The sequence below is a fragment of the Pseudomonas sp. B21-051 genome (assembly GCF_024748795.1).
Classification (GTDB): Bacteria; Pseudomonadota; Gammaproteobacteria; order Pseudomonadales; family Pseudomonadaceae; genus Aquipseudomonas; species Aquipseudomonas putida_A.
This window is the reverse complement of record NZ_CP087166.1, coordinates 5,065,533-5,088,726: the sequence shown is the minus strand read 5'-3', so window position 1 is coordinate 5,088,726 and position 23,194 is coordinate 5,065,533. Positions and strand designations below refer to the sequence as shown.

The window sequence follows — 23,194 nt, the reverse complement described above, 5'->3', positions numbered from 1 at the left end:
TTGGGTCGTTAGCTCAGTTGGTAGAGCAGTTGGCTTTTAACCAATTGGTCGTAGGTTCGAATCCCACACGACCCACCATTTTTGAAACCAGTTAACGCTGGGATCGAATCTTAAGATCAGAGGCCAAAAGCGCTGATCGAAGAAGGCGATCTTTGATAGGTCGCCTTTTTTTTACCGGGGTATAGCGCAGTCCGGTAGCGCGCCTGCTTTGGGAGCAGGATGTCAGGAGTTCGAATCCCCTTACCCCGACCATATTAAAAATCCTCGTATCGAAAGATACGGGGATTTTTTTTGCCCATGAAAAACTTCGCCGCACCGCAAAAAAATGTGGGAGCGAGCTTGCTCGCGAAAGAGGTGTATCAGTCGACATGAATGTTGAATGACACAGCCTCTTCGCGAGCAAGCTCGCTCCCACAGTTTTAGATCAATGCAGCTTCAGGCGTGGCTCGGTGCCGCGACCGATCTTGCTGCCCAGCATCAGCATCGCCGTGCGGAACGGTCCGTACAGTGCCATCTGGTGCATGCGGTACAGCGACACGTAAAACATCCGCGCCAGCCAGCCCTCCAGCATCACACTGCCGGTCAGGTTACCCATCAAGTTACCCACAGCCGAAAAACGCGACAGCGAAATCAGCGAACCGTAGTCGGTGTACTTGTACTCCGGCAGGGTTTTGCCCTCGATGCGCAGCTTCAGCGACTTGGCCAGCAACGATGCCTGTTGGTGCGCGGCTTGCGCACGCGGCGGCACGTTGCGATCCGAACCCGGCTGCGGGCACGCGGCGCAGTCACCGAAGGCGAAAATGTTTTCGTCGCGGGTGGTCTGCAAGGTCGGCAGCACTTGCAGTTGATTGATGCGGTTGGTTTCCAGACCGTCGATGTCCTTGAGGAAACCCGGCGCGCGAATCCCGGCCGCCCAGACTTTCAGGCTGGCCTTGATCTCGTTGCCGTCGGCAGTGATCAGGCTGTCAGCGGTCACTTCACTGACCGAAGCGTTGGTCATCACATTGACCCCGAGTTTCTCCAAGGTCTTGTGTACCGGGCCGCTGATGCGCTCTGGCAGGGCTGGCAACACCCGAGGACCGGCTTCGATCAGAGTGATGTGCATGTTTTCCGGTTTGATCCGGTCCAGACCATAGGCCGCCAGCTCGTGCGCCGCGTTGTGCAGTTCTGCCGCCAGCTCGACGCCCGTGGCGCCGGCACCGACGATCGCCACGCTGATCTGCTCGACTACATCGGTCTGCCCGGCATGCGCGCGCAGGTAGTGGTTGAGCAACTGCTGGTGGAAGCGCTCGGCCTGTTTGCGGGTGTCGAGGAACAGGCAGTGCTGCGCTGCGCCCTGGGTGCCGAAATCGTTGGTGGTGCTGCCGACGCTGATCACCAGCGAGTCGTAGGCCACTTCACGCGCGGGAACCAGTTCCACGCCGTTCTCGTCGTAGGTGGCGGCCAGCTGGATTTTCTTCTGCGCGCGATCAAGCCCGCTCATGCGCCCCAGCTGGAACTCGAAGTGGTTCCATTTCGCCTGGGCAACATAGTTGAGTTCGTCTTCGGAAGAATTCAGCGATCCGGCGGCCACTTCGTGCAGCAGGGGCTTCCAGATGTGCGTGAGGTTCGCGTCGACCAGCATCACACTGGCCGTGCCGCGCTTGCCCAGAGTCTTACCCAGACGGGTAGCCAACTCCAGACCGCCGGCGCCGCCGCCGACAATAACAATACGATGGGACATAGGGATCACTCGCAAGGTTTTTAAAGGAAATCGGTGCAATCACCTTCGCGAGCGCAATGCTGCTCATAGCGTCAGGTAACTGATAAGTCGGCTCAGCAGGCCCAGACCAATGGTCACTGCCAGCACCAGCACCAGGAGCATCCACGGCCGAAAAGGCCGGCGCTCGACACGGTGTTGGGACAGTTGCAGGTACTCTTCGACATGCTTTTGGTCTTCGGGGTTCAGGCGGCTGGTCATAAAGGCCTCGTCAGGTAGACGTTGCTGAATGTGCAGAAGCTACAGCGGTTTTCAACCGGGGTTGAACGCAGCATAGCCGCTGTCCGGAACCGGTTCGACAGACACACCGTCGTCGAGGCGAATGATCCCGCTTTGTAACACCCGCGCGGTAATTCCGCCATGCCCGCGCACCGCTTGAAAGGTGCCGGGGCCAAGGTTGTTTTGCAGGCGCGCGCAGGGCTGACACCAACCGGTGGTCTCGAATATGGCCTGACCGATGCGAAAGCGCCGACCTTTCAGACTAAACAGATTGATGCCGCTGATCACCAGATTGCGCCGCAGGTCTTCAGGCCTCACGGGTTGATCTTCAGGTCGACCCATCAGCGCGCTGATCACGGCCAGGTGTTCGAACTGAATCAACGTCACCTGCCGCGCGTTACGCACGCCCGAGCGGGCGTGATCGCCGGTCAGCCCGGCCTCCAGTCGCGCTTCCACGGCGTCGAGTTCGATCATCGGCCCGCGAGACTCGGGGCGTACGCCGATCCAGCGCACGCGGCCGGTCTGCGGCACGTCGGCGATCAACTGCTGCATTGGCGTCACAGGCTGATCCCGACATCGAAGACGATGCTGCGACCGAGGTTGCTGCGCAGAAAGTCCGGCGCATCAGGATGGGCGAACAGCACCCGGGCGAACGTCGGGCCGACCAGCGACAGCGAGCGCCAACCCTGACGCAGATACTCGGTGGGCGGTGGAAAGTGGCTGTTCAGGTCCAGCACCTCGCGTTTGAGGCTGGCGAAGGCGATGATGTCCAGTTCGCCCAGGTCCATGCCGCGTTCCTTGTAGTTGTGCGCTTTTTTACGCAAGGTCGGCGCCAGTCGCAGCAAGAACTCATTTGCCGGGATCCGCCGTGGCTTGGCTTCACGGCGCACCAGTTGGCTGAGGGAAAACGCACTGCGCCGGCGTTGCAGTTCATCGCGCCATTCGTCGTTGAGTCGGCGGCCCTCATCGAGAACGAAGAACACTTCGAAATTGGCATCACGAAACAGCACGTCTGGCGGCTCGCCAGCGGGGGCGAACTCATCGGCGCGGTAAGGGATGTTCAAGCCTTGCAGCAGGCGCTGGCAGACCCAACGCTCACGCTCCCATTTGCGGGCATTGGACAGGAACGCGTTGGCTTGCTCGGCCGCAATGGTCAGCAGGCGTAGGTAATCTGAGTCATCCATAGGCCCAAGCTTAGCGTTCAAATGCGACAAGCAGAAAGCTTTGCATCGGCTGATGCTGACAGGTCGCACGTTGAGCGCTTGTAGGAGCTGCCGAAGGCTGCGATCTTTTGACTGTCAAAGAGCAAGATCAACAGATCGCAGCCTGCGGCAGCTCCTGCAGGGGATGTGGGAGTTTCCTGATAAAAGTGAGGGAGAGATGATCGGTGCAGAACTGCTGTCCTCGACGAGCCTGACACTCGGCTGGTTAATTTATCTGCCGGTGCTGTTGTGGGCGATCTGCCGTGCACCGTGGGTCGAGTTGTTCAGCGACAGTCGTCGTCAGCATCTGCTGTTCGGCACCGTGTTCGCCTTGTTTCTGCTGTGGATGGTACGCAGGGATTTCGACACCGGGGTTTCTTATCACTTCATTGGCATGACCGCCGTGACGCTGCTGCTCGACTGGCCGCTGGCAATCATCGGCGGGCTGGTGGCGCAGCTCGGGCTGGTGCTGCTCGGGCGTCAGGATCTGTCGGCGGTCGGAGTCAACGGTACGTTGCTGATCCTGTTGCCGGTGTTGATCACCGAGTGTGTGGCGATGGTGGTCGAGCGCGCCCAGCCGCGTAATCCGTTTGTGTATATCTTCTGTTCCGGTTTTTTTGCCGCAGCGTTGTCCGCATTGCTGTGTCTGACGCTGAGTCTGGGCCTGCTCTGGTACGACGGCCTGTTTGCCATGCCGGAATGGCTGGAAGATTTCATCGGCTACCTGTGGCTGCTGATTTTCCCGGAAGCCTTTATCAACGGCATGGTGATCAGCGCGCTGGTGGTGTTCAGTCCCGAGTGGTTGGAAACCTTTAACCGCACCCGCTACCTTTCGGCGCCCTGGAAGGACGACGATCCCAAGTCTTGATCCACATCAAATCCGCCCCCCGCGCGGCATTTCATGCTCGGCCAAATTCCTTCAGGAGCAGCGGCATGAGTGTTTACGAGTGGGCGAGGCAGGAGACGCGGCAGAGTCTGGACATGGCGCTGGAGGTGGGCTTCGATCCGGGCCTGAGTTTGCGCGCCTTGCTCAGCGCGGTGGTGCAGCAGAGCAAGACGGTGCGCAACGCCGAAGACCTGGCCGACGAGTTGCGCTTTCTCGCGGAAAACCTCGACGACGATCAGGACTACGGCTTCATGCGGCCCTGATCGCGATCAGTGACGCGGGTCGAAATCGCCGGAGAACATTTCGTCTTCGGCATCCGGGGCGACCGGAATCTTGTGCTCTTCGGACGCCCAGGCGCCGAGGTCGATCAGCTTGCAGCGATCGGAGCAGAACGGGCGGAATTTGTTCTCTGGGGTGAATTCCACGGGGGCGCCGCAGGTTGGGCAGTCAACGGTTGGGATTGGGCTCATGCTTGGCCTCCGGATAAAGTCAGGTAAAAGTGATGCAGGCGCTCGACTTCGCTGTGCAACCAGGCGAGGTCGCGGTCGTTGACCACCACATCGTCGGCACGGCTCACGCGATCCTCGCGGCTGGACTGGGCCTTGAGGATCGCCTGGACCTGTTGTTCGCTGGTCTGATCGCGCTGCAAGGTGCGTTCGATCTGCAGTTGTTGCGGGGCGTCGATCACCAGGATGCGCTGGGTCATCGCGTATTGCCCGGATTCGATCAGCAGCGGCGACACCAGAATCGCATAAGGCGATTTTGCCAGCGCCAGATGGTGAGCGATTTCCTCGGCGATCAATGGATGCAGCAAGGCTTCGAGCCAGCGGCGTTCTTCCGGCACTTCAAAGATCAACTTGCGCAGGGCCGCACGGTCCAGCGTGCCATCGGCTTGCAGGACGCCGGGGCCGAAGTGTTCGGCAATTTTCGCCAGTGCCGGACGCCCCGGCTCGACCACCCAGCGCGCCGCGTGGTCGGCGTCGACCACATGGATCCCGAGATCGATGAAGTGCTGGGCCGCGGCGCTTTTACCGCTGCCGATGCCGCCGGTCAGGCCGAGAATCCAGGGTTTTTCCACAGGGGTATTCATTTCAAACCGACAAACTGCCAATAGAAGTCGGTTATTTGACCACCCCAGAGCAAGGCAATCCAGCCGGCAATTGCCAGATACGGGCCGAAGGGCATCGGCGTCGAGGTTTTCTGCTCACGCAGACGCAGCAGAATCACTCCGACAATCGCCCCCACCAGCGACGACAGCAGAATCGTCAGCGGCAGAATCTGCCAGCCGCCCCAGGCCCCGAGCAGCGCCAGCAGCTTGAAATCGCCGTGGCCGATGCCGTCCTTGCCGGTCAGCAGCTTGAACAGCCAGAACACCGACCACAGCGCCATGTAGCCGGCCACCGCGCCCCACAGCGCCGCGTGCAGCGAGACGAACATCCCGAAACTGTTGACGATCAGTCCCAGCCACAATAATGGCAACACCAGCACATCGGGCAGCAGTTGATGTTCGGTGTCGATCAGGCTCATCGCCAGCAGCCCCCAGGTAAGGACGATCAACAGGCCGGCCGGCCAGCCGAAACCCAGATGCCAGGCGACGAATGCCGAAAGCAGGCCGCAGGCCAGTTCGGTCAGAGGATAACGTTTGCTGATGGGCGCGGCACACGCCGAACAGCGTCCGCGCAGCACCAGGTAACTGAGCAGCGGAATGTTTTCCCAAGCCCGAATCCGGTGGCCGCAGTGTGGGCACTGGGAGTGCGGCAGCATCAGGTTGTAGGTCGGCAGTGGTGTTTCGCTCGGCAGACCGAGGACATCCTGGGCTTGCTGGCGCCAGTCGCGCTCGAGCATTTTTGGCAGCCGCCAGACCAGTACGTTGAGAAAACTGCCGACCACCAGACCCAACAGCAGGGCGGTGCACACAAAGGCCAGCGGATACAGACTGAAGAGTTCGTCGATAGGCATGTCAGATCGCTGAGCCAAGCTGGAAGATCGGCAGGTACATGGCCACGACCAGCCCGCCGACGATGACCCCGAGTACCACCATGACGAACGGCTCCATCAGGCTGGTGAGGTTGTCGACCATGTTATCCACTTCCTCTTCATAAAAACCGGCGACCTTGTCGAGCATGTCATCCAGCGCGCCCGATTCCTCACCGATGGCGGTCATCTGCACCGCCATGTTGGGGAAGACGCCGGTGCTGCGCATCGAGAAATTCAGCTGCATACCGGTGGCGACGTCCTGACGGATGCGCAGCACCGCGCGTTTGAACACCACGTTACCGGTGGCGCCTGCCACCGAATCCAGTGCCTCCACCAATGGCACGCCTGCGGCGAAGGTGGTCGACAGGGTGCGGGCGAATCGTGCCACCGCCGACTTGTACATCAGCGTGCCCACCAGCGGCAGCTTCAGCAGCCAGGTGTCCTTGCGGTCGCGCAATGCCTGGGATTTCTTCAGCGCATGGCGGATGCCGAACACTGCAGCAATCAGCGCACCCAGCACTGCCCACCACCATTGCTGCATGAACTCCGAGATACTGATCACCATCAGGGTGAAGGCCGGCAATTCAGCGCCGAAACCGGAAAATACCGACTGAAACTGCGGCACCACTTTTACCAGCAGAATCCCGGTAACGACCATTGCCACCAGCACCACGGCGCTGGGGTAGGTCAGGGCTTTCTTGATCTTGGCCTTGAGCGCTTCGCTTTTTTCCTTATAGGTCGCGATCCGTTCGAGCAACGTATCGAGGGCGCCGGATTGCTCGCCGGCATCCACCAGGTTGCAATACAGCTCATCGAAATACTGCGGCTTCTTGCGCAGGGCCGCAGCGAAGCTGTTGCCGGCGGCCACCTCTTGCTTCACCTCGTCTACCAGTTTGCGCATCGCCGGGTTATCGAAGCCTTCGCCAATGATGTCGAACGACTGCAACAGTGGTACGCCGGCCTTCATCATGGTTGCCATCTGCCGGGTGAACAGGGCGATGTCCTGGGCCTTGATGCGTTTGCCGAGGCTGAGCAAAGAGGTGGATTTCTTCCGTACCTTGCCCGGGTTGATCCCCTGTTTGCGCAGTTGGGCCTTGATCAGCGCGGGGTTCTGCCCGCTCAACTCGCCCGTGACCTTGCTGCCTTTGCGATCCGTGCCTTCCCAGGCGTAGATACTGATTTTCGCTGCCTTGACCGCCATGTTCAGTCCTTGGTGACCCGGTTGATTTCTTCCAGGCTGGTGATGCCTTGCATGGCCTTGCGCAGGCCGGAGGTGCGCAGGTCGTCGAAGCCGTCGCGACGCATCTGGCTGTCGATCTCCAGCGAGTTGCCTTCGGCCATGATCAGCCGTTGCAGATCAGGGGTGTTTTTCACCACTTCGTAAATCCCCACGCGTCCCTTGTAGCCGCCGTTGCACAGGTCGCAACCGACCGGCTCATAGATCGTGAAACTGCCGATCTGTTCCGGCGGGAAACCTTCCTTGATCAGCGTTTCGCGGGGGATCTCGATCGGTTTCTTGCAGTGACTGCACAGCTTGCGCGCCAGGCGCTGGGCGATGATCAGACTGACCGAGGTGGCGATGTTGAACCCGGGGATGCCCATGTTGTGCAGGCGGGTCAGAGTCTCAGCGGCACTGTTGGTGTGCAGCGTGGACAGCACCAGGTGGCCGGTCTGCGCCGCCTTGATCGCGATTTCGGCGGTTTCCAGGTCACGGATCTCGCCGACCATGATCACGTCCGGGTCCTGACGCAGAAACGAACGCAGGGCCTGAGCAAAATCCAGCCCCTGTTTCGGATTGACGTTGACCTGGTTGATGCCTTCCATGTTGATTTCCACCGGGTCTTCGGCGGTGGAAATGTTGATGTCGACGGTGTTGAGAATATTCAGGCCGGTGTACAGCGATACGGTTTTCCCCGAACCCGTAGGCCCGGTTACCAGAATCATCCCTTGAGGCTGCTTGAGCGCGGCCATGTACAGTTCTTTCTGCGCCGGTTCGTAACCCAATGCATCGATGCCGATCTGCGCGCTGGACGGATCGAGGATCCGGATCACCACTTTCTCACCCCACAGGGTCGGCAAGGTGTTGACCCGGAAGTCGATCGACTTGGTCTTCGACAGGCGCATCTTGATCCGCCCGTCCTGGGGTTTGCGGCGTTCCGAGATGTCCAGGCTGGCCATGACTTTCAGGCGTGCGGCGATTCGCCCGGCCAACTGGATCGGCGGTTTGGCCACCTCGCGCAGGATGCCGTCGGTGCGCACCCGCACCCGGAAATTTTTCTCGTAGGGTTCGAAGTGCAGGTCCGACGAGCCACTCTTGATCGCGTCGAGCAGCATCTTGTGCACGAAGCGCACGACCGGCGCGTCGTCGGCGTCGAGGCCGCCAATGGCGTCCTGGCGGCTGTCGTCGACGGACTCGACATCCACGCCGTCGAGATCGACGTCGGCCATGTCTTCGAGACCACTGGCGTGAGTGTCGAAGAATTTCTCGATGGCATCAGTGAGCTTGTCGTCCTCCACCAGAATGGCTTCGGTGCTCAGCCCGGTGCTGAACTGGATGTCATTGATCGCCTGATGATTGCTCGGATCGGAAATGCCCACGAACAGTTTGTTGCCACGCCGCCACAAGGGCAGGGCGTGGTGCTGGCGCACCAGTTTTTCACTGACCAGGCCTTTGGGCTGGGTTTCCTTGTCGAGGCAATTGAGGTCCATGAAGGCCATGCCGAAATGCTCGGAAGCGATCTCGGCCACCTGTGAGCTCTTCACCAGTTTGTTCTGCACCAGGTAGCTGACCAGCGACAGCCGATTGCGCTGTGCCTGTTGCCAGGCCTGCTGGGCGCTTTTTTCCGTAAGCAGTTCGGCCTGTACCAATTGCTTGGCCAGACCGCTCAGAGCGATGTCATTCATGGGGATTCCGGATGCTGACAGTTCATGACTTATAGCCTAGTCAAGTGACAGCGCCAAACACGCCCGGTACAGGTGACAAAAAGTGTCAGATAGTGCGGTTGGCGGTTGTAGGAAAGCGCGACACGGCGCCTTTATGCCGAGCGCACGGGGTCTGCAAGCGGTTGGCACGGCCTATGCTGAGCCCTTTGCAGATCATGAGATTCCGACTCATGCATGGAGAGCCTGTCTATGAACAACCAAAAAGGTTTCACTCTGATCGAGCTGCTGATCGTGGTGGCGATCATCGGGATTCTGGCGACGATTGCCCTGCCGCAGTATTCGAAGTATCAGGCGCGATCAAAAGTGACTGCGGGGCTGGCGGAGATCAGTGCGATGAAGGTGCCGTTCGAGGACACCATCAATCAAGGTACCGCTCCGGATATAAACAATGTGAATGGCGGTACAGCCACCACCTCCAACTGTACGGTCGCGGTTACAGGCACAGCGGCGACGGGGGCGGGCAGCATCAGCTGTACGCTGCTCAACGCTCCGGGTCCGGTACTGGGCAAAACCATCACGCTTACTCGTTCGGGCGCTGCTACGGGTAATACCTCTGGTGTGTGGACCTGTGCCACTACTGTTAACGCGGATTATTCGCCTAAAGGCTGCACCGCCAGCGGCACTTGATGCGATGGCCTGATTGGCAAATGCCTCGCTTTGCGGGGCATTTTTTTGTCTTTTGATGCTGGAAAAGCTTCAAGAATTTCAGCGTGTTAGGAACTTTCCGAAAAGCCGCAACTTGCATGTCGATAATGCACTTGTCATGCAAATTGCATGATTCCGAAAATTTGCTTAATTCGTAAATCATTGATTTACAAGGGTTTATTGTCTTTCGAAAAGTTGGCACAGCCTTCGCAATATACCCGGTAACCCTGCTGACAAGACAACCAGCAGACTTTCCAGAAAAACAGGAGTTACTCGTATGAAGAAGTTCGCTATCACTGCCGCTGCTGCTACCGCGCTGACCCTGACCATGGCTTCCGGTGCCTTTGCACAATCCACCCAGGCTACTCAGGCTCCAATGACTCTGGCTGCTGGTGAAATGACCAAGGCTAAAGAAGCTACTTCCGATACCTGGATCACTACCAAAGTCAAAAGCGACCTGGTAACCGAAAAAGGCATTCCTGGTACCGACATCAAAGTTGAAACCAACAAAGGTGTGGTTTCCCTGTCTTCTGACGTCGCTGTCACCGAAGCTCAGAAAACCACCGCTGTGAACATCACCAAGAAAATCAAAGGCGTCAAAGCGGTCTCCGCTGATGGCCTGAAAGCCGAATAAGGCATGACTTCTCGCCTGGACCGGGAGAAGGCGCGACAGACGGGCCGAGCAATACGTCTGCCGCAACTTTAGAGTTCATGCGAACGGTCACACGGATGTGACCATTACAGGCCCCGGCACTTGTGTCGGGGCCTGTTCTATTTGGTTAAAGCAAAAGATCGCAGCCTTCGGCAGCTCCTACAGTGGAATGCATTTCCCTGTAGGCGCTGCCGAAGGCTGCGATCTTTTGATCTTTCAGTTACCGCGCTTGCTATTGATCTGCCGCAGGCGATTGCCTTCAAAGCGCAGGTATTGGTACATGCCGTTGCTCGGGCCGTAGGTCCATTCCTCCACTTGAAACTCTTCACGACGGTTGGCGCTGCGCTTGTAGCCGAGGACGTCGCGGCTGACCGGTTCGCCGCACTTCTGCAGCACTTCGCTGGCGCGGTCGCCGAGACTGACCAGTTGGCTGCCACAACGCAGCGTGTCGGAGGCCAGCACAGGGCTGGCGGCGAGCAGCAGCGTCAGCGCAACCCGCCATTTGTGGTTCATCATTCCGCGTCCAGGTGCATTTGCGTCACGACCCGACCATCGCTTTCGGCTTCGCCCAGGTTGGCGTCGATGAAGTACACCCGATCGTCGGCCAGTTGACCCTTGTCGACCAGATAGTCCTTGATGCTGCTGGCGCGTTCCTGACCCAGCTGCCGCAGCAGCACATCGCTGGAACTCCAGAACTTGATCACGCCATCACGCATTTTCGCCGTGCGTTCTTCCTTGCCCAGATCCTTCCATTCGGCCGGTGGCTGGGTTTTCAGTCGGGTGCGGTAGATGCCTTCGAGCAGCGGGCCTTTCTCGCTCTCCGGCACTTGCAGCAGTGAAGCCTGAGCCGGCACCTTGTCGCCACGGCGCTGGAGCATCTTGTAGTAGTTGTACTGGTATTCACGTTCCAGACGCTGCTCGGCAATCAACGGGCCGTCGCTGCTCTGTGCGGCAGTGCCTTCGATTTCCAGACGCAGGGCCGGACGTTCCTTGAGGGCCTTGGACAGTTTGTCCAGCGCCGACTCGGCATCCTTGCTCAGGTCGCTCGAACCCGGGGCAAAGGACACGGTGCCGAGGTCTTCGGAACCGCCACCGTTGATCAGCCCGCCAATCAGCTTGAACGGCGCGGCCGCCGCTTTGACGATCAGGTTGCGCAGGGTCTGCCAGACAATCGGCATCACGCTGAACTGCGGATTGTTGAGGTCGCCGGTCACCGGCAGTTCGATGGAAATCTTGCCATCGACGTCCTTGAGCAGGGCAATCGCCAGTTTCAGCGGCAGGCTCACGGCATCCGGGCTGTCGACTTTTTCACCGAGTTGCAGTTGCTCGACCACCACTTTGTTTTCAGCCTTCAACTGGCCCTTGGTGATCAGGTAGTGCAGGTCGAGGTTGAGCCGGCCCTTGCGGATGCGGTAACCGGCGAACTTGCCGGAATACGGGGTCAGGGTAGTCAGCTCGACGCGTTTGAAACTGGTGGCGATGTCGAGGCTGGCCATCGGGTCGAACGGGTTGACGGCACCTTTGATGGTCACCGGGGCATAGCGGTCGACCTTGCCCTTGATGTCGACGCTGGCCGGTTTCGCCTGACGGCTGTCGATGGTGCCGATCTGGCCGTTGAGCTGTTGAACTGCTGTGGCGAAATTCGGCGTCAGGCTGAAATCGGCGAAGTTGGCCGAACCGTCGTTGATCGCAATCGCCCCAATGTGAATGCCCAGCGGCTTGTCCTTGCTGGCCGGTTTCGCCGCGGCGGTTTTCGCACCGCTGTCGGCAGGCTGCGGGATCAGCAGGTCGTCGATGTTGGTGGTGCGGTCATCGTTGATCATGAAGCGCACATACGGCTGGAACAGGTTGACCTTGTCGATCGACAGGCTGTCACCGTGTTGATAGTTGATGCCTTCAACCACCACTTGCTGCCACTTGAGGAAGTCGCGGGTTTTCAGGGTGTCGAGGGTGTGCAGTTGATCGATCTGCGCACGCCCGGTCACGCCGAGTGCCAGGGGGGCGGTGCTCTTGAGGTTGACCTTGAGGTCGCTGCCGAGCATGCCGCTGCGCAGTTCCAGGCGAATGAACGGATTAATGTAGGACTGCGCGACACGCAGGTCGATGTCCTGGGTTTTCACGTTGAGTTGAGCGGTGACCGGCGCGAGGTTGACCACACCGTCGGCGTTGATCTTGCCTTGTTTGCCCAAGCCGCTGTCGAGCCTGACCTTGAAAGGCGAGCCGTTGAGGCTGTCGAAATCCTGCAGGTCGATATTCAGCGGGGTGACATCCAGTGCCACGGGTGGGTTGGCCGAGCGGTCGGCGAGATGCACGGTGTAGTTGCGTAGCTGTACGTCTTTGAGCAGCACTTGCCAGGGCTTGCTCGGCGCGGCCGGCTCTTTCGGCGAGTCGGCGGCGGCCGGAGTGGTCTTGGGTTCGGCGGCGGCCTTGGCGGCGGGTTTCGATGGCTGGCTGGCGAACAGTTTCTGCCAGTCGAGCTGGCCGTCGGCTTCGAGCGCGGCCCAGGTTTCCAGTTTGTTGCTGCGGATCTTGCCGACCACTACTTGCTGTTTGGCCAGATCCAGTGAGGTCTCGCTGACGTCGAGGCGCTCAAGTTTCGCCAATGGGCGTCCGTCCGGCGCCTTGATCGCGAATGGCGCAATGCTCACCGCGACGTTGTTCAACAGCAGTTCGGTTTCTTTCGACAGATTCAGTTTGTACTCGGTGCTGAGATTCAGCACGCCGTCTTCGAGCACCAGTGGCACCGCGTCACGCACATAGGGCCAGAAGGATTTCATCTTGCCGTCGGTGACTTTCAAGGTGCCTTCGGAGGTAAACGGGATCAGACTGAAGTTGCCTTTCCAGTCGATCTGCCCACCGGCCGGGCCGGCAGCCACCAGGGTCATGTCGGCATTGTCTTCGGGCAGAGTGCTGAGGTTTTTCAGCTCGAAGTCGAGTTTGTCGTAGAGAAACTCGATCGGCTCGCTCGGCCGGGCGTCCTGGAAATGCACGTTGCCGCCGGCCAGTTGAATGCGGTCGATGCGCAGCGGGAACGGCTTGGCATTCGGATCGGCCGGGGTCGGTTCGCTGGCGGGAATCTTGAACAGGCCCAGCAGATTGAGCTGGCCGTCCTTGGCGAAGAGGATTTCGGTCTTGGGCTTGTCCAGCTCGATATCGGCCAGATGCAGCGCCTTGGTCCACAGGCTGTCGAGTTGCAGATTGGCGTACAGCCGCTCGAAGCCGACTTGCTCTTTACCCGGCTCACCGACGACCAAGCCCCACAGGGTGACTTCAAGGCTGAACGGATTGAGTTCGATGCGCTGGATATGCGCCGGCACCGTGGCGTAGTTCGCCAGTTGCTGGTTGGCGATACGCAGGGCGATGCCCGGCAAGATCAGAAACCCCAGCAGGCTGTAGAGGGCCAGAACAGTCAACAAGGCGCCAATCGCGCGAATCAATCCTTTGGGCATGTGCGGCTTCATCTGTCTGAATCGGAGTGCCTTGGAGTATGGCACGCGATTCTGGTTCCGAAGTACATCGTGGGGGGCAGGATTGTTCAGATTTGTCTGCAATCCCTGTAGGAGCTGCCGCAGGCTGCGATCTTTTGACTTTTCAGAACAAGATCAAAAGATCGCAGCCTGCGGCAGCTCCTACAGGGAGTACGGCTACAGCTGCAGGATCAGGGTTTTCAGCGGTGGCTGTTGATCCAGCGACGGGAAGTCCGCGCCCGGGGTCATCACGCTCCATTCGCGGACCGGTCGCCCGGCCTTCTCGGCGCAACGCAGAACCTGTTCACGCCAGTCGTCCATGCTGACTTTTGCCAGGTTGTTGCAGCAGATCAGCACGCCGTTGTCAGCGGTGGTCAGCAGCGCCGGTTTGAGCAGGCTCTGATAGTCGCGCAGCAGGTCGACGGTGCCGAACGCGCTCTTGGCCCAAGCGGGCGGGTCGAGCAGCACCAGATCGTATTGACGCTGGTCGAGGCGCTGATAGCTCGGCAGCTTCTGCCCGCGCCGCTGGCTGATCGGCAGGCCGGCGAGCTGCCGGATCGCCGGGAAGTAATCGGACTGGATGAATTGCATCTCGGGCAATTGCGGGTTGAGCAGGCCGTTTTCTCGGCCGACTGCCAGATTGCCTTCGGCGAAATCCAGATTGCACACCTCGCGCGCGCCACCGGCAGCGGCACTCAGGCCGACGCCACAGGTGTAGGCAAAGAGGTTGAGCACACTTTTGCCCTTGGCGTGATCCTTGACCCAGCCGCGAGTGTTGCGCAGGTCGAGGAACAGCAGCGGATCCTGCCCGGCATGCCGCCCGCGCACGCGATAGTTCAGGCCCCATTCGTGGCCGACCAGATCCGCCAGTGCGGCGGCGTCGGCTTTGTAGACGCTGTCCTCGCGATCGATGCGCGAGTTGCCCCGGGAGCGGTCGTTGTAGACCAGCAGGGTTTCGAAGCCCAGGGTCTGATTGACCATGGCGTGCAGTTGCAGCAGGTCGTCACGCTCCAGGGGCTGGTGAAAACTTTGCACCAGCAATTGCGGACCGTAGCGGTCGACGGTCAGGCCACCGGCGCCTTCCTGGCTGCCATGGAACAGGCGATAGCAATCAGTGCCCTGGCTGTGCAGCTCAGCGAGCAGGTCCTGGCGTTGGTCGAGGGCGGCGCGCAGCGCCTGATTCAAGGAAGACATGCGTGCGCCTTGCTGGTGAGAATTGGGGCGCGAGAGTTTAGCAGCTTGGCGGGCAATCGAGTTGCGCCCTTCGCGAGCAGGCTCGCTCCCACACAGGATCTATGCTGCAAATCAAATCTCCTGTGGGAGCGAGCCTGCTCGCGAAGCTCTTAGGTCAGCAAACCCATCCGTCGTTTGGCGCGTTGCACCGAACCGTTGCGCATTGCCCAGCGCAGCATTGGCGCGCTGCGCTTGACGCTGGCGCGGATCAGCTGGCGTTGCAGCGGATTCTGTCGTATCCCGAACATGTCGCTGGCCCAATCCGGCAGCAGATCGATGCCGGCCTTCATCATCAGGTCGCCAAACGGACGGGCCAGCACGCTCGGGGCCGGGGCGTCGAGCAGCAGGCGCAGGACTTCGCGGCTGCGTTCATCACAGAGCAATTGCGGGCGCATGCGTTGCAGATAGTCAGCCACGGCCTGCCGCGATTTCGGCACATCCCGCGCACCCAGGCGCTCGGCGACCACGGCGATTTCCGCGTAGTAACGATCCTGATCCGCCGCCGACAATTGCGGGTTGCGGTAACGCAAATGCGCCGCAAGAAAGTGACTGACCTCGGCCACATGCACCCAAGTCAGCAGGTCCGGATCGCTGGCCGCATACGGTCGGCCATCCGGCGCGGTGCCGATTACTTGCAGGTGAATGGTGCGCACTTTGTCGATCAGCCACTCGGCGTCGCGGCGCGAGCCGAAGGTGGTGCCGGAGACAAACTGACTGGTGCGGCGCAAACGTCCGAGCATGTCCTGACGAAAATTCGAATGATCCCAGACCCCGGCCAGCGCCAGCGGATGCAGGGCTTGCAGCAACAAGGCGCTGATGCCGCCGATCAGCATGCTGCTGAAATCGCCATGCACTTGCCAACTGACCGAGTCCGGCCCGAACAGCCCGGGATCGCCCTTGGGATTTTCCAGATCGAGCTGACCGAGGGATAGCCCGGTCAGGCTCATGAGTTGGTTTTCGATACGGCTGCGGATGAATTCCATGACAACTCATTGGTGGTGGACGGGCGCGGCCGGTTGACCGCGCCACGAATATTACTGATTCAGGCGCTTGTCGATCAGGCCCTGGACTACGCTCGGGTCGGCCAGGGTCGAGGTGTCGCCGAGGCTGTCGAGTTCGTTGCAGGCGATCTTGCGCAGGATCCGCCGCATGATCTTGCCTGAACGGGTTTTCGGCAAGGCCGGCGCCCACTGGATCAGGTCCGGTTTGGCGAAGCTGCCGATTTCCTTGCTGACGTGGGCCAGCAGTTCCTTCTTCAGATCGTCGCTCGGCTCGACGCCGTTCATGGGGGTGACGAAGGCATAGATGCCTTGGCCTTTGACGTCGTGCGGGTAACCGACCACGGCGGCTTCGGCGATGCTGTCGTGCAGCACCAGCGCGCTTTCCACTTCGGCGGTACCGATGCGGTGGCCGGAGACGTTGATCACGTCGTCGATGCGCCCGGTGATCCAGTAATCGCCGTCCTCGTCGCGGCGTGCGCCGTCGCCAGTGAAGTAATAGCCGGGGTAGGGTTTGAAATAGGTGTCGACCATCCGTTGCGGGTCGCCGTAGACGCTGCGGATCTGCGCCGGCCAACTCGACTTGATCGCCAGCACGCCGCTGCCGGCGCCTTTGATTTCCTTGCCGTGTTCATCGAGCAGCACCGGTTGCACGCCGAACATCGGCTGCGTGGCGCAACCCGGTTTGATCCGCTGTGCGCTGACCAGCGGGCTGAGCATGATGCCGCCGGTTTCGGTCTGCCACCAGGTATCGACGATGGGGCAGCGCTGTTCGCCGACCACGTTGAAATACCATTCCCACGCCTCCGGGTTGATCGGCTCACCGACACTGCCGAGCAATCTGAGGCTTGCACGCGACGTTTCCTTCAACGGTTCGGCACCTTCACGCATCAACGCGCGCAGAGCCGTCGGCGCGGTGTAGAAGATGTTGACGTGGTGTTTGTCGATCACCTGCCAGAAGCGCGAAGTGCTTGGATAACTTGGCACGCCTTCGAAGATCAGCGTGGTTGCGCCGTTGGCCAGCGGGCCGTAGACGATGTAACTGTGGCCGGTCACCCAGCCGACGTCGGCAGTGCACCAGAACACTTCGCCATCGCGATAATCGAGCACGTACTTGAAGGTCATCGCCGCTTGCAGCAGGTAGCCGCCGGTGGTGTGCAGCACACCCTTGGGTTTGCCGGTGCTGCCGGAGGTGTAGAGGATGAACAGCGGATCTTCGGCGTCCATCGGTTCTGGCGGGCAATCGTCGCTGACGTCACGCACGGCCTGGTGATACCAGAGATCACGGCCCTCGACCCAATCGACCTGGCCTTGGCTGCGTTCGACTACGACGACGGTGCTGACGTCCGGGCAACTTTGCAGGGCCTTGTCGACGTTGTGCTTGAGCGGGACGAACTTGCCGCCGCGTACGCCTTCATCGGCGGTGATCACGGTGCGGCAGTCGGCGTCGAGGATACGGTCACGCAATGAGTCCGGGGAGAAACCGCCGAACACCACCGAATGAATCGCGCCGATCCGCGCGCAGGCGAGCATGGCGTAGGCCGCCTCGGGGATCATCGGCATGTAGATGCACACCCGATCACCTTTTTTCACCCCACGGCTTTTCAGCACATTGGCCAGGCGGCAGACGTGATGGTGAAGTTTTTTGTAGGTGATCTGCGCTGATTCGGCCGGGTCGTCGCCTTCCCAGAGGATCGCGGTCTGCTCGCCGCGCTGGGCGAGGTGGCGGTCGATGCAGTTGTAGCTGACGTTCAGTTGGCCGCCGGCAAACCAGGACGCTTCACCGGTTTTCAGGTCGTAGCGCTGCACGGTCTGCCACGGTGTGCTCCAGTCGAGGAAGCGGGTGGCCTGTTCGGCCCAGAAGGCGCTGGGGTGTTCAATGGATTCGCGGTACAGACGCTTATAGTCGTCCTGACTCAACTGCGCAGCCCGGCGGACGGCATCGGCTTTGGGGAACGTGCTGATATCGAACATGACGGTTCCTTATTCTTGTTGTGCGACAGGAATAAAGATGCGCCGAGCGGCCCGGAGGTTCAAGTGATCGCTAAAACAACTGTGGGAGCGAGCCTGCTCGCGAATGCGCTGTATCAGTCACAAAGATGCTGAATGACACGCCGCATTCGCGAGCAGGCTCGCTCCCACATTGGAAATGGGTTGCCCACAGGATTCGTGGGCAACCCATTCACATCACCCGCGGTGACGACCGCGGAAGTAGTTGATCAGGCCCTGGGTGGAGGCATCGTCAGCAACGGTTTCATCGCTGCCGACCAGACGGTTGTAAACGCCCTTGCCCAGTTCCTTGCCCAGTTCCACGCCCCACTGGTCGAAGGCGTTGATGCCCCAGACCACGCTCTGCACGAACACTTTGTGCTCATACATGGCGACCAGCGCGCCGAGACGACGCGGGCTGATGCGCTCGACCACAATGGTATTGCTCGGACGGTTGCCCGGGATCACCTTGTGCGGTGCGAGTTTGTGCACCTGCTCTTCGCTCATGCCTTTTTCGCGCAGTTCGGCCTCGGCTTCCGGCAGGGTCTTGCCGAGCATCAGCGCCTGACTCTGCGACAGGCAGTTGGCGTACAGCCACTGATGGTGATCAGAGACCGGGTTGAAGCTGACGATCGGCACGATGAAATCGGCCGGGATCAGTTGGGTGCCCTGGTGCAGTAACTGGTGATAAGCGTGCTGGCCGTTGCAGCCGACGCCGCCCCAGATCACCGGGCCGGTATCGGTCGACACCGAAGTGCCGTCCTGACGCACGCTCTTGCCGTTGGATTCCATGTCCAGCTGTTGCAAGTGCTTGGTGATGTTGCGCAGGTAGTGGTCGTACGGCAGGATCGCGTGGCTTTGCGCGCCCCAGAAGTTGCCGTACCACACGCCGAGCAGGGCCAGCAGCACCGGCATGTTCTGTTCGAACGGTGCGCTCTGGAAATGCTGGTCCATGGTGTAGGCACCGGACAGCAGTTCCTTGAAGTTGGACATGCCGATGGCCAGGGCAATCGGCAGGCCGATGGCCGACCACAGCGAGTAACGACCGCCGACCCAGTCCCACATCGGGAAGATGTTTTCTTCACGGATGCCGAACGCGACGGCCGCAGCGTTGTTGCTCGATACCGCGATGAAGTGGCGATACAGCTCGGCTTCGGAACCGCCCTGGGCCAGATACCAGGCGCGTGCGGCCTGAGCGTTCTTCAAGGTTTCGAGGGTGTTGAAGGATTTCGACGAAACGATGAACAGCGTGGTTTCAGCGCGCAGCTTTTGTGTCAGTTCGTGGAACTCACTGCCGTCGATGTTCGCCAGGTAGTGGCAACGCACGCCTTTCTGCGCGTAGGACAATAGCGCTTCGGAGACCAGCTCCGGGCCGAGGAACGAGCCACCGATGCCGATGTTGACCACGTCAGTGATCGGCTTCTCGGTGTAACCGCGCCACAGGCCATCGTGGATGCGGCCGACCAGATCCGTGATCTGGTTCAGCACCTTGTGCACTTCCGGCATCACGTTGACGCCGTTGACCGACAGCTTGTCGCCCACCGGGCGGCGCAGAGCGGTGTGCAGTGCCGGGCGGCCTTCGGAAGCGTTGACGATTTCGCCGTCGAACAGCGCTTTGATCGCGCCTTTCAGATCGACTTCATTGGCCAGACCCACCAACAGGTTGCGGGTCTCGGCGTTGATCAGATTCTTCGAATAATCGAGAAACAGGCCGCAGCTGCTGAGCGTGAATTGATTGAAGCGCTGCGGATCGGCGTTGAAGGCTTCGCGCATGCTGAAATCCTGCATGGCTTGGCGGTGATCTTTCAACGCTTGCCAGGCAGGCAGAGCGGTAACGTCATGAGGAGTGCGGTAGTACGCCATCGCTGCGGTTTTCCTTTTTACTTGAACGGCCTTTTGAACACAGAACAGACCGATACGCCATGTTTGGGCGAGGGTCAAATGCGTCGACACGATTTTTCAACGCAGGGCGAATACAGTAAACCTCGCGCTGCGATCTGTCTTGACTTCTTCTGACCTGTTCCCTGTACTTTTTTAACATCAATACCGGGAACGGGCCGACCAACGGAAGGGGAGTGGCGCCTCGAAGCGGCTCAGGCCACCTGAACCGGAATGGCGTTGCTGGTGTGGCTGAGCTCGTTGCCTGGGGCCATGTACAGCATGCGCGGTTTGAAATTGACCAGTTCCGCTTCGCTGTAATGGGCGTAGGCGCAAATGATCACGCGGTCGCCGACCTTGGCTTTATGCGCGGCTGCGCCATTGACCGAAATCATCCGCGAACCCTCTTCGCCACGAATCGCGTAGGTGGTGAAGCGCTCGCCATTGTCGACGTTATAGATCTGGATCTGCTCGTACTCACGGATGCCGGACAAGTCCAGCCACTCGCCATCAATGGCGCAGGAACCTTCGTAATCGAGTACCGCATGAGTGACTTCGGCGCGGTGCAGCTTGGCCTTGAGCATGATGGCGTGCATGAGGGATTTCCCGGGTTGGAAGCAAACGGCGGGCAGTGTGCCCGAAGGCTTTGGGGGCGGCAATATGGCTTGAAATGCATTTTTCAGGACGCTGAAAAACACTGTGGGAGCGAGCCTGCTCGCGAAAGCGTCGGAACAGTCGACATCGTTGTCAACTGACAGATCGCATTCGCGAGCAGGCTCGCTCCCACAGGGGGATTGCGGTGTTTTTTAGACGGGGCTATCGAGGTTCAGGTGCAGGTTGTCGATCAACCGCGTGGTGCCGAGGAACGCGGCCACCAGAATCACCAGGTCGCGGTCTTCAGCCGTCGCCGGACGCAAGGTCAGGGCATGGCGAATTTCCAGGTAATCCGGACGCAAGCCAGCGGCTTCCAGCTGTTGCACCTGAGCGGCGATCAGTGCCGGGTAGTCGCGCTCACCTTGCTTGATCGACTCGGCAATCGTGCTCAGGGTGCGATAGACCACCGGGGCCACCGCACGTTGATCTTCGCTGAGGAAGCCATTACGCGACGACAGCGCCAGGCCGTCGGCCGCACGCACGGTGGGTTCGCCGATGATCTGGATCGGCATGTTCAGGTCATGCACCAGCGCGCGGATCACCGCCAGTTGCTGGAAGTCTTTCTGGCCGAAGATCGCCAGATCCGGCTGAACCATGTTGAACAGCTTGCTGACCACCGTCGCCACACCTTCGAAGTGCCCCGGACGGCTGGCGCCACACAGGCCTTCAGACAGTTGCGGCACGCTGACCCGGGTCTGCCCGGCCATGCCGTCGGGGTACATCTCTTCGACGGTCGGGGCGAACAGCAAATGGCAGCCGGCTTGCAGCAGTTTCTCCTGATCCGCCGCCAGAGTGCGCGGGTACTTGTCGAGGTCTTCGCCGGCGCCGAACTGCAGCGGGTTGACGAAAATGCTCGCGACCACGAAATCCACACGCTGAGTGGCCTTGGTGATCAGCGCGATATGGCCGCTGTGCAGGTTGCCCATGGTCGGCACGAAGCCGATGCGCTTGCCTTCACTGCGGGCGCGCGCCACGGCGGCGCGCAATTCGCGTACGGTTTTAACGGTGTTCATGCAGAGAATCCGTGTTCGATCCCAGGGAAAGTAACGCCTTTGACTTCGTTGACGTAGGCCTTCAGTGCGGACTGGATGCTGTCCTGACCCTGCATGAAGTTCTTGACGAATTTCGGCACGCGGCCGGTGATCGACAGGCCGAGCATGTCGTGCAGCACCAGTACCTGACCGTCGGTCTCGCTACCGGCGCCGATGCCGATGACCGGAATTTTCACGGCCTGGCTGATTTCCGCCGCCAGTTCGCTTGGTACGCATTCGAGCAGCAGCATGGCGGCGCCAGCCTGCTCGAGCGAGATCGCGTCGGCACGCATCTGCCGCGCCTGGTTCTCGTTGCGGCCCTGCACTTTATAGCCGCCAAGAATGTTCACCGCTTGTGGGGTCAGGCCCATGTGCGCGCAGACCGGCACACCGCGTTCGGCCAGCAGACGGATCGACTCCGCCAGCCACAGCGCGCCTTCGACCTTGATCATGTGCGCGCCGGCCTGCATCAGCGTGGCGCTGTTGGTCAGGGTTTGCTCGATAGTGGCGTTGGCCATGAATGGCAGGTCGGCCAGGATCAGGGCGTCGGTGTTGCCGCGTTTGACGCACGCGGTGTGATAGGCCATTTCTGCAATGGTCACCGGCAAGGTGCTGTCGTGCCCTTGCAGAACCATGCCGAGGGAGTCGCCCACCAGCAGCACTTCGACACCAGCCTCGTTGCAGGCGTGGGCGAAGGTCGCGTCATAGCAGGTCAGCATGGTGATCTTTTCACCTTTCTGCTTGAGGCTCTGGAGCGTGGTCAGGGTGATGGCTGGCATGTAAAAAATCCTCGTTCAGGCGCTCTGGAAACTACTGCGAGTAACGCGCGTGATTCTTCGTCTACTCAGGCGCACGCTCTTTTGTCGTGCTTATAAGGCCTGGATTGCGCCCGTATGTGCCGGGTTGGCGGCAGCGGGACGCCTATAGTCGTGAGGAGCCAAGCGGAAGTCAATTGCGTGTGTTACCGCATTGTTACGAGGGGAGTGTTACCGGCGTTACTGATGCGATTCAGCGGTGCGGCGGGGCTGATTCGGCGAGTTTTGTCCGACAAAATCCAGCGTATGCAATAAACCAATGTGGGAGCGAGCCTGCTCGCGAAGGCGGCGGATCAGTCAACGCAGTGTTGAATGACACACCGCTTTCGCGAGCAGGCTCGCTCCCACAGGGGATTGTAATCAATCTGTCGGGAGGCGTTCCAAGCCTACGAACGGGCAGGCGGCGAGCAGGTCGGGCAGGCTGCGGCCATCGGCGAGACGCAAATCCTGCGGGGCCAGTTCGGCCAGGGGATAGAGCACGAACGCACGTTCCTGAATCTGATAATGCGGGACTTTCAGCCGCGGCTCGTCGATCAGGCGATCGCCGAACAACAGGATGTCCAGATCGAGCGTGCGGGGGCCCCAGCGTTCGAGGCGTTCGCGGCCCTGATCGTTCTCGATGGCTTGCAGCGCATCGAGCAGATCGAGCGGCGCGAGATCACTGTCGAGGGCGGCGACCGCGTTGGTGTAACGCGGTTGTCCCGGCAGCAGTGAATCGCTCTGAAAGAACGCCGAAACACCAGCAAGGGAAGTCTGCGGCAATTGCCCCAGCGCGCTGAGCGCGCTGCGCAATTGTTCGGCCGGGTCAGCGAGGTTGCTGCCCAGGCCGATATAGATGCGTTCCAT

The 23,194-nt window shown here is 60.2% G+C and carries 23 protein-coding genes and 2 tRNA genes; 6 read left to right on the top strand and 19 right to left on the bottom strand.

Features of this window, described 5'->3' with window-relative positions; translation table 11 throughout:
• The first annotated feature begins 2 nt into the window (after nt 1-2).
• Nucleotides 3-78 (top strand) — tRNA-Lys (locus tag LOY52_RS22875).
• A gap of 97 nt (nt 79-175) precedes the next feature.
• Nucleotides 176-252: transfer RNA gene (locus tag LOY52_RS22870), tRNA-Pro, on the top strand.
• Between the two features lie 172 nt (nt 253-424).
• Here LOY52_RS22870 and LOY52_RS22865 read toward each other — a convergent pair.
• The 4 genes from LOY52_RS22865 to LOY52_RS22850 form a co-directional block, all read right to left on the bottom strand.
• Nucleotides 425-1,723 (bottom strand): NAD(P)/FAD-dependent oxidoreductase, encoded by a 1,299-nt coding sequence (locus tag LOY52_RS22865; RefSeq protein WP_258676056.1) that lies wholly within the window; start codon nt 1,721-1,723, stop codon nt 425-427.
• 63 nt (nt 1,724-1,786) lie between these two features.
• Nucleotides 1,787-1,960 (bottom strand): DUF3094 family protein, encoded by a 174-nt coding sequence (locus LOY52_RS22860; protein ID WP_003228304.1) that lies wholly within the window; start codon nt 1,958-1,960, stop codon nt 1,787-1,789.
• Nucleotides 1,961-2,011: 51 nt separating this feature from the next.
• Entirely contained in the window at nt 2,012-2,539 is a 528-nt protein-coding gene (locus LOY52_RS22855) for an MOSC domain-containing protein (RefSeq protein ID WP_258676055.1), read from the bottom strand.
• Nucleotides 2,536-3,162, bottom strand: a complete 627-nt coding sequence (locus tag LOY52_RS22850) for a DUF1780 domain-containing protein (RefSeq protein WP_003228301.1) — start codon at nt 3,160-3,162, stop codon at nt 2,536-2,538. Before LOY52_RS22850 ends, LOY52_RS22855 begins: the two co-directional genes overlap by 4 nt.
• Nucleotides 3,163-3,358: 196 nt before the next feature.
• Here LOY52_RS22850 and LOY52_RS22845 point away from each other — a divergent pair, with 196 nt between their 5' ends.
• Nucleotides 3,359-4,048: an energy-coupling factor ABC transporter permease gene (locus tag LOY52_RS22845; RefSeq protein ID WP_258676054.1), complete on the top strand. Its 690-nt coding sequence runs from the start codon at nt 3,359-3,361 to the stop codon at nt 4,046-4,048.
• Nucleotides 4,049-4,113: 65 nt separating this feature from the next.
• Entirely contained in the window at nt 4,114-4,329 is a 216-nt protein-coding gene (locus tag LOY52_RS22840) for a hypothetical protein (RefSeq protein ID WP_003228298.1), read from the top strand.
• A gap of 6 nt (nt 4,330-4,335) precedes the next feature.
• Here the strand turns inward: LOY52_RS22840 and yacG are convergent, their stop codons facing one another.
• Genes yacG through pilB form a run of 5 tightly spaced genes read right to left on the bottom strand, consistent with a single transcriptional unit; the run spans nt 4,336 to nt 8,947 of the window.
• On the bottom strand, nt 4,336-4,536 hold the full coding sequence (gene yacG / locus LOY52_RS22835) for a DNA gyrase inhibitor YacG (RefSeq protein WP_007963861.1): 201 nt from the start codon (nt 4,534-4,536) through the stop codon (nt 4,336-4,338).
• Nucleotides 4,533-5,156: a dephospho-CoA kinase gene (gene coaE, locus LOY52_RS22830; RefSeq protein ID WP_258676053.1), complete on the bottom strand. Its 624-nt coding sequence runs from the start codon at nt 5,154-5,156 to the stop codon at nt 4,533-4,535. The genes yacG and coaE overlap by 4 nt, the downstream gene beginning before the upstream one ends.
• Nucleotides 5,153-6,025, bottom strand: a complete 873-nt coding sequence (locus LOY52_RS22825; RefSeq protein WP_258676052.1) for an A24 family peptidase — start codon at nt 6,023-6,025, stop codon at nt 5,153-5,155. The genes coaE and LOY52_RS22825 overlap by 4 nt, the downstream gene beginning before the upstream one ends.
• Nucleotide 6,026: 1 nt before the next feature.
• Nucleotides 6,027-7,244, bottom strand: coding sequence for a type II secretion system F family protein (locus tag LOY52_RS22820; RefSeq protein ID WP_258676051.1), 1,218 nt, complete (start codon nt 7,242-7,244; stop codon nt 6,027-6,029).
• 2 nt (nt 7,245-7,246) lie between these two features.
• Nucleotides 7,247-8,947 (bottom strand): type IV-A pilus assembly ATPase PilB, encoded by a 1,701-nt coding sequence (gene pilB / locus LOY52_RS22815; RefSeq protein WP_258676050.1) that lies wholly within the window; start codon nt 8,945-8,947, stop codon nt 7,247-7,249.
• Nucleotides 8,948-9,175: 228 nt separating this feature from the next.
• Between pilB and LOY52_RS22810 the strand changes: the two genes are divergently transcribed.
• Nucleotides 9,176-9,613: a pilin gene (locus LOY52_RS22810; RefSeq protein ID WP_258676049.1), complete on the top strand. Its 438-nt coding sequence runs from the start codon at nt 9,176-9,178 to the stop codon at nt 9,611-9,613.
• A gap of 295 nt (nt 9,614-9,908) precedes the next feature.
• Nucleotides 9,909-10,265, top strand: coding sequence for a BON domain-containing protein (locus LOY52_RS22805; RefSeq protein WP_007963876.1), 357 nt, complete (start codon nt 9,909-9,911; stop codon nt 10,263-10,265).
• 234 nt (nt 10,266-10,499) lie between these two features.
• On the opposite strand, the gene LOY52_RS22800 is transcribed toward LOY52_RS22805, so the two are convergent.
• The 10 genes from LOY52_RS22800 to folK form a co-directional block, all read right to left on the bottom strand.
• Nucleotides 10,500-10,796 carry a DUF2845 domain-containing protein gene (locus tag LOY52_RS22800; RefSeq protein ID WP_258676048.1) on the bottom strand — a complete coding sequence of 99 codons (297 nt, stop codon included), beginning with the start codon at nt 10,794-10,796 and terminating at the stop codon, nt 10,500-10,502.
• The gene (locus tag LOY52_RS22795; RefSeq protein ID WP_258676047.1) at nt 10,796-13,744 is read right to left on the bottom strand and encodes a DUF748 domain-containing protein; all 2,949 of its coding nucleotides are present in this window, start codon (nt 13,742-13,744) and stop codon (nt 10,796-10,798) included. The genes LOY52_RS22800 and LOY52_RS22795 overlap by 1 nt, the downstream gene beginning before the upstream one ends.
• 183 nt (nt 13,745-13,927) lie before the next feature.
• The gene (locus LOY52_RS22790; protein WP_258676046.1) at nt 13,928-14,944 is read right to left on the bottom strand and encodes a class I SAM-dependent rRNA methyltransferase; all 1,017 of its coding nucleotides are present in this window, start codon (nt 14,942-14,944) and stop codon (nt 13,928-13,930) included.
• A 149-nt stretch (nt 14,945-15,093) separates the two neighbouring features.
• Complete coding sequence (locus tag LOY52_RS22785) at nt 15,094-15,966, bottom strand: oxygenase MpaB family protein (RefSeq protein WP_258676045.1); 873 nt, start codon at nt 15,964-15,966, stop codon at nt 15,094-15,096.
• Between the two features lie 51 nt (nt 15,967-16,017).
• Entirely contained in the window at nt 16,018-17,955 is a 1,938-nt protein-coding gene (acs, locus tag LOY52_RS22780) for an acetate--CoA ligase (protein ID WP_258676044.1), read from the bottom strand.
• 213 nt (nt 17,956-18,168) lie between these two features.
• Nucleotides 18,169-19,833, bottom strand: coding sequence for a glucose-6-phosphate isomerase (gene pgi / locus LOY52_RS22775; RefSeq protein WP_027614102.1), 1,665 nt, complete (start codon nt 19,831-19,833; stop codon nt 18,169-18,171).
• Between the two features lie 230 nt (nt 19,834-20,063).
• Nucleotides 20,064-20,444, bottom strand: coding sequence for an aspartate 1-decarboxylase (panD, locus tag LOY52_RS22770; protein ID WP_007963888.1), 381 nt, complete (start codon nt 20,442-20,444; stop codon nt 20,064-20,066).
• A gap of 210 nt (nt 20,445-20,654) precedes the next feature.
• A complete protein-coding gene (panC, locus tag LOY52_RS22765) occupies nt 20,655-21,515 on the bottom strand; it encodes a pantoate--beta-alanine ligase (protein ID WP_258676043.1) in 861 nt (286 codons plus the stop codon).
• The gene (panB, locus tag LOY52_RS22760) at nt 21,512-22,312 is read right to left on the bottom strand and encodes a 3-methyl-2-oxobutanoate hydroxymethyltransferase (RefSeq protein ID WP_258676042.1); all 801 of its coding nucleotides are present in this window, start codon (nt 22,310-22,312) and stop codon (nt 21,512-21,514) included. Before panB ends, panC begins: the two co-directional genes overlap by 4 nt.
• Nucleotides 22,313-22,708: 396 nt before the next feature.
• Nucleotides 22,709-23,194: a 2-amino-4-hydroxy-6-hydroxymethyldihydropteridine diphosphokinase gene (gene folK, locus LOY52_RS22755; RefSeq protein ID WP_258676041.1), complete on the bottom strand. Its 486-nt coding sequence runs from the start codon at nt 23,192-23,194 to the stop codon at nt 22,709-22,711.